The organism is Delftia lacustris (assembly GCF_040267515.1).
Taxonomy (GTDB): domain Bacteria; phylum Pseudomonadota; class Gammaproteobacteria; order Burkholderiales; family Burkholderiaceae_C; genus Comamonas; species Comamonas tsuruhatensis.
On sequence record NZ_CP141274.1, the window covers coordinates 3,791,174 to 3,803,551 of the forward strand.

Sequence of the window (12,378 nt, forward strand, 5' to 3'; positions counted from 1 at the left end):
TGCGTAAACGTCAGCTTTGGGTCGATGCTGGCCGACACGAACGACAGCTGATGGGGACCTCAGGCTTGTCGTACCGCCGCATCAAGTCTGCTGTCCGTCGACAGACCGCTAACAGTCTGAAGCTGCCGCTCAGAAGTTTGCCGTTGCCTGCTGCTCTTGGCCGACAGCAGCCTCTACGTGAGGACCAGACTTTTCAAGGCCGTACCGCCATCCTGCCGAGCGCCGTAGATGGCCCGCATAAAAGTGCACTGTAGGGGGGTGGTGTGACCGCCGCGAAGGCCCAGGGCGCTTCACCCGCGCCAGAATTCTAGGCATCCAAACGATGCACACCCCTTCATCGTGCCGGTGCGCCAGTGCGGTAGGGCTGGCAGAGCACTCGAACTCCCTCCGCATAGGTCAACGTCCGAGCCTTCGATCCTCGTTCGTGCCCCCCCCAGCGCGTTCGCCCAGTACGGCCAGCTCAGCGTGGATGCCTTCGACGCCGAGGCCTCGGGTGGTCTCGATGCACGGGACCCACTCACGCCAGGCAGCCCCTGGTGACCCAGCTCAGACCTACCGCCGCGAGTCCTATGTGCCTGCAGGCCACGCTTCGCCGCTGGCCAGCGCGGGCGCGCTCCGAAAAAACAAAGATCAGTGGCGGAAAAACGAATGTGCAGTGGCGTTCCGCAGTCCATCGCGGCTGCGCCCTGCAAAAACAGTAGGTCAATGTGGAAAACTAATGTGCTGTGGGCTTCCGCCCGAGTTAAGAATTTTATTGTGCAGTTCGGTCTTTTGGTGGAATCCACAGCACCTTTTGGACCTGATCACTGCGCTCGCTCACAGAGGCTCCCGCTCGCCTTTGGCCAAGTCCACCAAGTCGGCATCTGCAGCATCACCCTCACTGGAGTCGACCTCGGGAATCACCGTGTTGGCTGACAGATACGCAAGGACTGCATAGAGTTGGTCGATCTTACCGGTGACGCGGTAGGTACCGGTTTCCTTGCTCGCCAGCACCAGATAGCCGTCCTTAACCAGGTGCTCCATCATGCGGCGCAGGTTCTCGCGCACCGTGTTACGGTGGCTTGCGTTATCGATCACCTGCAGCTTGCTCTTGAGCTGCATCTCCAATGTACTGGAGTTGGCCACGGCCTGCTCCAGTTCATACAAGGGGATGAACTCGCCCGGTGCGAGCGTGATGTTGAGGCTATCGGTCTGGCGGATCATGTCCAACATCAGCACGGCGGGACCGTAGACGTCCCGGAACTGCAAGAATGCAGCCTTAAGCTGACGCTGGTCCTCCACAGTGATCATCAGCGGCGCCATGAAAAAAGCTCCATCGGCACCCAGCCGTGCAATACGTCGCTCCAAAGCGCCTAGCCAAGCATCAATCTCATCGTGTTCCTGTGGGTCCTGCAGAGACTCGAACTCTGTTGGGTAGCGATAGGGACAGATGTACTCGCCTGCAAGCAGCAGCTTGGTAATGCGTCGGTTCATGATGGCGCCCCCACCAGTTTGGCCGGTTCCAGCCGATGGCGATCCGCCAGAACGCGCACGCGCCCACGGTCTTGGAAAATGTAGCGCTGCGAGAACTGCGGATGCAACAGCGGATCGAGGTCGGGCGCGGCCGTGACCACATCAATCTTGTTTTCCACGAGCATCTGCATCAGCGCAGTCAGGTTGGGGCCGTCGAAAGTGGCGATTTCATCTGTGACCCAAGGCACATAGACAGGGTCGGAGCCCCGCATGGTGTTGATGAGGGCGGTCACCAACGTGATGCGCAAAATGGAGGACAGGCCGTTGCTGGAGATGCTGACCAGCTCTTTTTCGCGCTTGAACTGCTTGAGCTTACCGTTGTCGACCACGGAGCCGCAAAGGGTAATGTGCTGACCCAGATTCACCTCAAGGGAACCATCGTTACCCAACACACTCGCGAAATCCGACAGTGCTGCCACGATTTCCTTGGGTGCCGGCACGTTCTCCTCCAAGGGGGCTCCGGACTCGTTGTAGGCACGGATGGCCGTCGACATGTGGGAGAGCTTTTTGTAGAAGCCTAAATCCTCGAAATTCGGCTCGATGTTCAGCTTCAGATCCTGAATGCGTTCGAAGCACTTCACCTGACTGAGACCGTCCTGCAGCCGCTCGTTCACGCGCTTGACCTCGCTTTCGAAATTCGAGATCGTGGCGTGCAGGCTGCCAATGTTGGCCAAAATAGTGCGCAACTCAAGATTGTTGGGCCGGATGAATTCGGGCGCGATGCGCCCATGGCAGCTGCATAGCTCCAGCGCCTGAGAAAAAGTTGATGCGCTGGCGTCCACCCTCTGGTTCATCCAATCCTGCACAAACTTGCCCAGTTGCCGTTCTCCATGCAAGAGCTCGTTACGCAGGTTGTGGAATTTCGTCGACATCGCCGACTGCGCTTTTTGCAGCTCATTCCTCTCTTCCTGATACCTGCCACGCAACTGGTCAACGCTGTGCCGCAGCGTGATCGTGGAAACCACCTGGGCCGGCTTGATTCCGATCTCCGTCAACAGGGTCTGCAGACTATTGATGTCCTTCTGCAGTTGCTCCATTTCATCGGTAAGGTGCTTGCGCGCGCCGCCATGGTCCTCCGTGCGGGTCTTCCATCGAATGTTGTGCTGTAAGAGTTGATCTTGCGCCCCCTCAAGGGCACTGCCAGACTCATCGGCCCGCGTTCGGGAGGAGGCCAAACGAGACTCACCGCCGGTGGAAGTAAAGTCATCCCACTCCTTGACCAACGGGCGGTGGCGCTCAATCGCCTGAATCCGCCGCGATAGATCGTCAGCCTCCTGCCGCTGTTCGCCCAGGCGTTCCACGTTCACCCCTTGAGCGCTGAGGTGCTCGTTCATCTGGATATCGATATCCCGACAGCGCAGACCGACCTGCTTGCGCACTTCAGCGATGGCGTCATCTATGGTCTGCAGAGTTGCGTTGCGCTTCCTGGTGGCCTCATCTTTCAGAGTTCTGCGCTCCGCTTGGAGTCCGTTCTCCTGATCCCTCCAATCAGTCGACTTGCGCCCGATTTGGGCACTCAGATCAGCCAAGTCCTTCACCAAAGAGTCCACCCTCCCCTTGGCTGTAGCAGCAATCGAGGATTTCTGGGTTTCAATTTCCAGCTGGGCTTGCTCGACCGCGTTGCCCAATCCCATGGCCTGCCCCTGCATTACCTCCAACTCGGCAGAATCTGTGGTGAATGCCTGTTCTGCCGAGCCCAAAGCTGCAGACAGGCGCTCCAACTCCTCTTGGTTTGCTGCGAGGCGCACTCGAGCAACACCGATCGCATGCTCATGTTCCGCAATGGCAACACGCACTTGGTCATCATCGACCCACCTGGGTGATTCAATCTCTTGCGTCTGCAGATCCCAGCCATACAGTGTGCCCCCCTCCTCCAACCAGGACGGGTCCAGATCAGCGCGCATCAGCAGTCCCGCATCGATCACTTTGGCCAGGCTGTGTCGCCATCCCTGATCTGGATGGTTGCGCAGCGCATGCAGCAGAGTACCCACAGGGGGATTGAGGCGTTCAATCTCCACGGCTAGCGCATTTTGTGCGCCCTCTAGTCTGGATCGGGCTGTGTGCAGGTCATCTTCCCTCTTGTCAAATGTCTGCTTGGTTTGCGAGGCAACTGCGCCAAGACGCCTGTTATGCTCCACTGCGTCGAGCAGCCGTTTTTGGTGCACGTGTAAGCTGGTATTCGCTGTTCGCAGGGCCTCTAGCGCGTCTTCGCTCGGCTGGGGTTCACGCAGACGCTGGCGCCACTCGCCCAACTGCTCAGTGAATGCGTCTTTGGACTCCTGTAGCGCGAGCATGGCACCCTCATGCTCCTCCTTGAGCTCCGCAATTGTCCGCTCGAACTCTTCTTCAATCTGGAGATGGTTTCGCTCCATCTCTTCGGAGGGACTCTTCTTGGACAACTCCAAGGCTTGAATATCCTCCGACGCACGAGTGCGAACGTCCTCTTTGAGCTTGCCATAGTGCTTGATCGCATCGCTTTGCTGCAATGTGGCCGCGTCTATCTGCCGCTCAAGAGCCAACAGCCCAGATTGCAGCGATGCGAACGTGGACATCTGCTGCTTCCACCCTTGGGCGTCCTCCCGCAAAAAATGGCGCCACTTGGCCTGTAGTTCGTCGCGCTCTCTACATGCCTCGGCGTGCTTTTTATCAGCTTCCAATACCGCCGCGGTAAGACGCAAGTGAACGCTGCCCTCATCCTCCACGGCAAGACTCCAGAGTCGGTCCAGCTCCGCCAACTCCGCCACCTTGGTGGCATAAAATTCCTCCTTGAGCTTTTTGAGGGCGTCTGCGTCCCACCAAGTCGCGCGGATCTTGTTCTCATAGGCGACCGTGCGCTCCATGCTCTCTCGCAGTGCTGTCACATCCCCCGCCCTCTCCAGGGCTTGAGCACCCGCGCGGCGGCGGCTGATCCAGTCATCGATCTGCGAGCGCCGCTGTTTGAAGGCCAGCTTGCCATGCTCGGTGTTGGCACCAATGTTCTGTTTGACCCGGCTGACGGCCACCTGGATGATGTCAGAGAAGCTGACCGTGTCCTGCAGCATCGTGGCCACCAGGCGGTCGAGGTTTTCGAGGGGGCTCGGGCCGAAGGAATGCTCCACCTGCAGCGCCCGCATGTTCTTGTCCTTGCTTATGAGCGTGGAACGCAGGATAACTGCCCGATATTCGGCAGAAGTCAACTTTTTTGTGTAATGGGTGCAAGTGATGCTGGTCACTTCCTCGTCGGTGAGGAAAATACCGTCACGCACAAACAGGCTCTGGTCCCACCCACTCCGAAAAATCCGATAGAACGGAGCGTTGGCATCGATACGGTCCCGGCGCATCACCGCTAGGCGAAGCTCCCCCTCATCTCCTCGCTGGTACTCGAATGCGATCGCACTCGTTTCCTCCGGTAGGATGAAACGCACCATTCCCTTTTGTCCATCCCCGCCCGACACGAGGCGGCTGGGCAAGTATCCAAAAAAGAGAGGCAGCAGCCGTAGGGTCATGGTCTTACCAACACCATTGGGCCCTGTGACCAGCGCTCCTCCGCGCGGGTCAATCGATGTAATTCGATTGCTAGGGAGATGCTTGTTAGTACCCGCATTGATCAGCAGCATGCGCCGCAACTGGTACTTCTTTTCGGGATGGGTACGTTCCATACTTATCGCAATGAGTGGCCCATGGAAAGCGGCTTCCACTCTAAGGTGCATTAGGAAGGCTCCTGCAGAAAGAGCCGTCGAATAGCAGGCCCGTCGATCCAGCATTTAGTGCCAAAGCAGCGTGACTGCTGAGCGGAGGGTCTTCGGGTGTTGTAGAGGCTTACGGGGTCAATCAGCGACAGCTTTGTGCTCTTCACCAGCATAAGGCGGTGAACGTCGCCTCCAGGCCCCATCCCGGACCGCCCACCTAGTCTACCAGTTGCATACAAAAATGCGCGCTGACCATCATGCGCAGAAGTTTGTCGCTTATTCCCCAGCCTCGACATCCTGACAACACCCGGAAAGCTGACAAAAATCTCACCGTGCGCTCATGGTCCTGTGGGGCTCGGATTTCTACCATCAACACATCTCCTCCTCCCCCACCAAGGCTTGGAGATCCCGGTCATCCACTCTTACAAGGAACCTCATCATGGCCCAAAACCGCCTCTCCCCTTCTTCCCTGATTGCAGCCCTGGCCACTGTGGCCGCCCTGGCCCTGCCGGGCATGGCCTCGGCCGCCTACTGGCATCCCGCCAACAACGAAGCCGGCGTGATCGTCCACCCGGAACACTTCCAGAGCGAGAAGACCCGTGCCCAAGTCAAGGCGGAGGTCCAGGCCGCCGCGCAGCAAGGGCTGCTCTCCTACGGTGAAGCCAACGCCTTCCCCTCTCAGCCCAACGCCGGGCCGGGCAAGACGCGGGAGCAAGTGGTCATGGAACTGGTGAACGAGTCGGCCGCCGATCGCGACGCACGTCTGCGTCTCTACGGCGAAACCGGGGCCTAAGTATCTACGCAGGGCGCAACGACTTGATGGTAAGCGCAGAAGACAGTTGTGGCCGCCACAATCCCTTACGTTTGAACGCGCCGGGGGGACCATTGGCTGGTTCTGATGCTTTCCACCTCCAAACGATCACTCAGCGAGCTCCTGTGCACGGCCTAAACACTCACCGGATGGAAGACGCTGTATCAGGCTACTGGCGCCTGGATAGTTGCACTAAAGCTGAGTGCTTGGCACACGCCGATGAAAACTCCGCTGCCAGGAGATCCTTCATGGTGATCAACGTGTCCGGTACATCACGACCTTCGTCAGAGCAGCAGAATTGGGCAGACTGCACAAAGCGGCGCTCGACTTGATCATCAGTTCCCGAGCTGCCAGCACGGCGCTGACGTAACTGGAACCGCATCTGGATGTATGCCTGACCTTCCCCACTCTGACACAAGTCCGAGAACTGCAGAGCTACCGCCTATTCGTCGACGGCTCTTCTGCAGAGGTCGCAGCCCCGACACCTCAGTCCGTAAACGAACTGGTATGAAGCTGTCCTGGACGCAGCAAAAGACATCTTTAGGCCGCTCGAAAGGCCGGCCCCAACTACTTCGAGAACCACCCCTGAAAACGAGACCACAAGCCGCTCGTTTGCGCCGTGTATCCGGCGGGTGCAGTCGACAGAGAGTCATGTCGTGCAAGCCCCGGGGTACAGCCGTAGTATTCGGCCTTCGCCTGCTTGTCGCGCCGCTTTTCGATTTCAACACGCGCATCAGACCACGGTCCATACTCGATGACACGATTTTTATCGATCACGTAGTGCGAGCGACAAGCCTGATTCCAGTTGCCCACGGAAGGATTGAGTGTCACGGACTCGCCATCGAACGTCATTCGCCAGTCCGTCGGCGTGAAGGGTGTCACCACGCGATCTCCGCAGCCGCAACAGCACGAGTGCACGGCTGTCGCGTACTCCATCGAGATATACAGCACGCCCGGCTCCAGTACGCGGGGCGCGTTCCGGACGAACCGGTGCTCGAGGGTCAGGTGCCGCATCACGATTGGTCTCCGTTGAGCAGCATGCCGCCGTCCGTGGTGTAGGTGCAGTGGTGCTCCTGCTCCAGGTCTCGGTAGTAACCGCGCAGCTTCTTCCATTTCACGACCGCCAAGCACGCGTTCAAGGCATTTAAGTCAGCCACCTGGATGTTGGACGCGTAGACGTCCTGGCCACCTCCACCCGCGAAGGAGATGCGGCCCTGATGCACGTGCTCGCGCTTCGTCGGCGTACTCGTCGTGACGCGCAGGATGCCGCCGAGGCTGCCGTTGGTGAGCTCCAGCCCCATGCCGACGTCGATGAAAGGTACGCCCAGCGCTTCGAGCTTGGCCACTACGGCGCGCTTCTCCTCGCCCGCGTCCATGCTGAGGAACGCGAACGTGATGCCATCCAGCAGACCGTGCGCCTCCGCCTTCATCACCAAGGGGTGCGCCTCGATGCCGCGGTGCATGCGCTCGTAGATGCCCTTCAGATAGTCCACCTTCTTCGGGGCATCCCGCAATTCCTCCAGCGATGGTGCACCAGGCGCACGGAACGCGTTGTGCGACAAGAAGTCATCGCCGTCGAACAGGCGAATTTGCTTCACAGGCGTCTTCGCGACGAAGTCGAGGATGTAGCCGCCGGTGCCACCCAGGCCGATGATGGCCACGACTTCCTGCTCCAGCTTACTGGCAAGCGCGCCAATCCCGACGCGACTGGAGGCCGTGTCGAGATAGTTGAACACGCTGGCCTCATCTTCCTCATCGCCGCCGCGGAACACGCGCGGACTGATGCCCGGCTGCAGCACCGCGGCCGGCCCGGACACGATGGTCGCGTAGGTCGACATCTTGGCGTAGTAGTCTGGGTAGCCCAGGTCGCTCGGCTTGCTGGAGAAGCTATACCGCGCCCTGAGCCCGTGACCGAGGTCGGAGTTCGGCGCGGCATGTGAGATGCCCTGCAAAGGCGTCCCATCGGCATTGCACGGGAAGTCGCCGTCCCAGTGCATGACGTGCGTCTCGGGCTTGCGGGTGCGGTCACCTGCCAGGTCGAGGCCCGACACCAGGGTGCCGAAGCGTACCTGGCGCTGGGCGTCGACGTAGGGTACCTCCAGCATCACCAGGAGGCTCCCCTGGATGCGCATGAAATAGCCGTCCGAGCGGAGCCGGGCCAGGTCGGGATTAAGACTGAACAGTGCGCGTGACATTGAAGATGGTCCCTTTCTTCTTGACTTCAACAGAGCCGCCCTCGCCGAGCTCGCCAGCGTGGGGGAACGAGGCCGCATTGCGGTAGGTCATCGAGAACTTCACGTTGGTCTCGGCCGGCGCGTTCGGGTGCGACAGCTTGACCACCTGCTCGAAGGTGACGTGCTTATCAGGCACGGTCTCCTCGACGGAGTTGACCAAGATGACGTAGCCCGTCTGCGGCTTGGGCGCCGTGATGAAACGCTCGATGCCCGGTGCGTCGAGGTTGACGCGGTCGTCCGGCTCGATGAGCAGATCTTCACCGCCGCGGACCTCCAGGAACACGGCCTCATCCGACGCCCCGTCGGCGAGGTCGTACAGGACGCTGCCGAGCATGTCGGTGCGGCCCCACGCCAGCTGGCGGTCATTCAGCGAGAACTTGAAGTCGCGGTCCGACTTGAACGCGATGAAGCGTTCAGCGCCCTTGCCGCGCAGGTCGAAGGTCTCGTCGAGACGAACGTCCTCGAAGTCGCCCGAGTCAAGGTAGGCATACAGGATGTAGTCTGCGCGGTGGTCCAAGCCAGCGCTGGCTAGGATTTGCCGGCCGGTAGGAACCGGGTCCGGCACATCAATGTTGCGGAAAGTCAGCCCTTCCAGGGCAAACCGGATGCGGTAGGCCGAAGCTTCCCGCAAAGCACGACCCTCACGGATCGCGTCACCAACGTCGTCGTAGTTCGAGAGAGACATATAGTCCTTTGGAGGTTGCGGGAGGCATCGTTGCTGCCCTACACCTACTCAATCGGCCCCACCGAACTCCGCCGGTAAGCTTTTTAGAAAGCTCTCTCCAGGATCCCCGGCGGCACACCACCGCACACGAAGAAGGCCGGGCAATTGGGGCACGTCATGTCTGACGCCTCGGCCCGGAAGTTCCCGCCGCGGATGTCGCGCAGGATGTTGCCCAGCTTGCCCTGACGGTTGCTCAGCTCCTTGGCCGACAGAACCAGGGGCTTTGCTTCGGCGTCGGCCAGATACACCAGCTCCACGACCGCATCTGGAAAAGCGGCACGGGCCGCCAGGACGAACGCCGCGGCGCCGACGTCTTTGCCTTCCTGGCTCGATGCGTGCCCGGTCTTGACTCGGCGCAGCGTTCGAACGCCGTCGCGCACCAGGACTTCGTCGGGCCTGACCTCCACTTCGTGGTTGTCGAAGGTGATGCGCAGCGCGGTGGGCGCTTCAACCAGGGCGCCAGCCCGCGACTCCAGGAAGTAGCCCAGCATCGTGGAGGCCATGGCACGGTAGTCCTCGACGTAGCCGTGGTCGTGAAGCCCGTGGGTAAGGAACGCCTCCGCGAGAAGCGCCTGACACTGGCCAGTCGAGGCAGCGCCCTGGGCGACGACCTTGCGATAAACCTCCCGGATCGCCTCGTGCATCAGCATGAAGGCGCTCATGCGTCGACGGCCGCCGACCTGCAGTAGATGCGTGTACATGAACCGCCGCCCGCACGACTCATAGAGCGCGACCGCCTCGGAACTGAAGCGTGGCGTCCCAGAGAAGACCACAGGGATGTGCGCGACATCTGGAGCCGGAGGCAGGACCGTCAATGGCGTCACTGGTCGCCGGCTGACGACGCCGATGCGATCAAGGAACTTCGACAGCGGCCTGGAGGTGCCGTTGGACTTCGCCGTGGCGCCGTAGAACGCCAGACGGTCCCTCGCCCGCGACATCGCCACGTAGAAGAGGCACTCTTGCTCCTCATTGTGCGCGGCCCGTGCGATTTCGTCCGGGCTGCCAGCCCCTCCCGTGACCATACCGGTCGGCGGCGGGCACTTGGAGGGGCGGATAGCGCCGGGGATGGAGTCCTGGTTCACGCCCACCATGTGGACCGCGGGAAACTCCAAACCTTTGGAGCCATGGATCGTCATCAGGCGCACGGCGTCAATGCCCTGGGCTGCGGCGGGCAGTTGCCTGAGGTCCCTGTCGTCCCGCAAGCGCAGCAGCCTGCGCACGCGGTCAGCCAGCCGCTGGATGGGGAGGCCCTGCCCGTTCGGCTGGACACGCAGGAAGTTCATGAATTGCCAGATGGCGATTCCTTGGGCCTGATCAGGAACGCTGGTCGACGAGGCGATGCGCGCCGCCAGCCTGGATCGGTCAAGCAGGAGGGTCGCGAGCACAGTCCAGGGCTGGGACGTGGCGTCGAAGCCGTCCAGCGCGGTACTCAAGGCAGCCAATGCGGCCCGCCCGGCTGGAGTGACGTCCGGTGCTCCCTGCCGCCACGCACCAGGCTGAACGTCGGTGCCACGAAGGCGCTCAAAAACACGCACGGCGTCCTCGAGCGTCATTGCAAACTCGGGCCAGCAGGCGGTGCGAATAAGGCCCATGGCGCGCCTGTCCACGAGGAGCAACAGCACCGCAACGAGGTCCTTTATCTCGGTGCGCTCGAAGAGGCTACCCAGGAACAGGACGGGCACGCCGGCACGCTCAAGCTCCTGTCCGGTATCGGACAGCCTATCGTTGCCCCTGCACAGGACTGCCTGGTCGCGATATCGAAAGCCTTCCGCCCGCAACTGCTCGATGCTGTCGACCAGCGCCGAGGTAACGAGCGAGCCATCGGAAACGGTGATGACCTCCGGCGGCGCGCCACCGGAGCCACGGTCCGCCTCGAGGGACGTGGGCCCGTCAGCGGCACTCATGCTGGCCGCGAAGGTGGAGAAGGCGCCGACGATTTCTGACGTGGAGCGGTAATTGATGTCCAGACTGTCTCGAACGCCTCCAGGGAAGTCTTCGCGGCCGAAACGCGCCATGTTGAAGGACGAGGCGCCCCGGAAGCGATAGATGGACTGCTTGGCATCCCCCACCACCCACAGATTTTCCCCGGTTGGCTTGAGGGCCGTGAGGAGCCGCACGCTGCTCCGGTTCACGTCCTGGTACTCGTCGACTAGGACGTGGTCGTAATCACTCTGGAGCTGAGTCCTGACCGCTTCATCGCGCTCGAGGAGGAGTACCGGCTGCATGACCAGGTCCCCGAAGTCGACGTACCCTGAGGCCGCCTTGAGTTCTTCGTAGCGCGTGTAGACCCTTGCAACCTCTTCAGCCTTCTCAGCAATTTCGATGGCGGCGGCGTCGGCCGCGGCCGCGCGCATCGCCTGAGCCAGGGCGAGATAGGCCTGAGGCCCAACGACCTCGTCTTTGGCTCGGGAGACCGCGGTCAAGATGTCGGCAGCAGTCTGCGACGGGTCGTAGAGGTTTCGGTAGTGCCTCAGGCCAAGCCGTGGGAACTCAATTTCGAGCAGCTCAACGGCCTCGGTACGGTCCATCAGCCGGGGGTCCGTGGGCAACTCGCACCTGTCGTTGAACCGCCTGAGGATGTCTAGGCCGAAGCTGTGGAACGTGCCGATGCACAGCGCAGCCGCCTCTTGTGGGCGCTTCTGGGCAATCCGCTCGGCCATCTCACCCGCGGCCTTGTTCGAGAAGGTTAGGAGGAGGATGCGCCTAGGATCAACGCCGTTGTCGAGCAGGCTTTCGACGCGAGCCACCAGCGTACGCGTCTTTCCTGTGCCTGGCCCGGCTTGGAGCAGGAAGGCGGCGCCGCGGTGGGCAGCAGCAGTGTGCTGCTTTGGGTTCAGGGGGATTTCGACCGTGTCTGCTGCCGCGACGGTCGGCAACGCGGGGAGCAACAGGGCATCCAGCATCTGCTGGGCGACGACTTCAAACGGCGCCCCGAGGCGCGCGGCAATGTCGGAGCACGTCTGACCCTGGGCAACATGCAGGTCGAAGGCCACGTGCCTTGGGAGTAGAAGTTCACGTGCAAAGAGGTCCATCTGGACCTCCCGCCGTTGCCGTCGGCTGTAGTCGACAACGCGGTCCATCCCGACAGGTGCCGCTTCCGACGTGCGGGCCGGGTCGATGTGGGCCGCTGGCTCGGCCTCCTCTTCGCCGTCGCCCAGTTCCGCATGCCCGATTTCGTGCGCAACCAGGAACGCCTGGTCGAACGGCGACCCTTTAGTCTCGTGGACGATGAGCGGAATGTCCGGGTCAAAGGAGGCCTGCCCGCCGTCGAGCAGCGCACTACCAGGAGTGCAGGTCTCGACGTTGATTCCGAGGTCTTTGGCTATGGCAACAGCGAACTCATACGGCGACCACGGATTGCGCCCGCGCTGAACGGCCTCATCGTGCAGCCGCCGAGCGTGCTGCCGCCCCAGTTCTATGGGGTCCATG

7 protein-coding genes are annotated in these 12,378 nt (G+C 61.2%); 1 reads left to right on the top strand and 6 read right to left on the bottom strand.

Features of this window, described 5'->3' with window-relative positions:
* Positions 1 to 816 precede the first annotated feature (816 nt).
* Both U6958_RS18730 and U6958_RS18735 read right to left on the bottom strand, forming a co-directional pair.
* Positions 817 to 1,473: a hypothetical protein gene (locus tag U6958_RS18730; RefSeq protein ID WP_074924344.1), complete on the bottom strand. Its 657-nt coding sequence runs from the start codon at positions 1,471 to 1,473 to the stop codon at positions 817 to 819.
* Positions 1,470 to 5,150, bottom strand: a complete 3,681-nt coding sequence (locus U6958_RS18735) for an ATP-binding protein (RefSeq protein ID WP_167368434.1) — start codon at positions 5,148 to 5,150, stop codon at positions 1,470 to 1,472. The genes U6958_RS18730 and U6958_RS18735 overlap by 4 nt, the downstream gene beginning before the upstream one ends.
* Before the next feature lie 469 nt (positions 5,151 to 5,619).
* Here U6958_RS18735 and U6958_RS18740 point away from each other — a divergent pair, with 469 nt between their 5' ends.
* On the top strand, positions 5,620 to 5,973 hold the full coding sequence (locus U6958_RS18740; RefSeq protein ID WP_074924348.1) for a DUF4148 domain-containing protein: 354 nt from the start codon (positions 5,620 to 5,622) through the stop codon (positions 5,971 to 5,973).
* Positions 5,974 to 6,558: 585 nt separating this feature from the next.
* Here the strand turns inward: U6958_RS18740 and U6958_RS18745 are convergent.
* The 4 genes from U6958_RS18745 to U6958_RS18760 all read right to left on the bottom strand — a co-directional run bounded on the left by U6958_RS18745 (position 6,559) and on the right by U6958_RS18760 (position 12,377).
* Positions 6,559 to 7,005, bottom strand: a complete 447-nt coding sequence (locus U6958_RS18745; RefSeq protein ID WP_074924350.1) for a DUF6527 family protein — start codon at positions 7,003 to 7,005, stop codon at positions 6,559 to 6,561.
* Complete coding sequence (locus U6958_RS18750; RefSeq protein ID WP_074924351.1) at positions 7,005 to 8,186, bottom strand: ThiF family adenylyltransferase; 1,182 nt, start codon at positions 8,184 to 8,186, stop codon at positions 7,005 to 7,007. The genes U6958_RS18745 and U6958_RS18750 overlap by 1 nt, the downstream gene beginning before the upstream one ends.
* Positions 8,161 to 8,910: a multiubiquitin domain-containing protein gene (locus tag U6958_RS18755; protein WP_074924353.1), complete on the bottom strand. Its 750-nt coding sequence runs from the start codon at positions 8,908 to 8,910 to the stop codon at positions 8,161 to 8,163. The genes U6958_RS18750 and U6958_RS18755 overlap by 26 nt, the downstream gene beginning before the upstream one ends.
* 83 nt (positions 8,911 to 8,993) lie before the next feature.
* Positions 8,994 to 12,377 (bottom strand): UvrD-helicase domain-containing protein, encoded by a 3,384-nt coding sequence (locus U6958_RS18760; protein ID WP_016446891.1) that lies wholly within the window; start codon positions 12,375 to 12,377, stop codon positions 8,994 to 8,996.
* Position 12,378 lies beyond the last annotated feature (1 nt).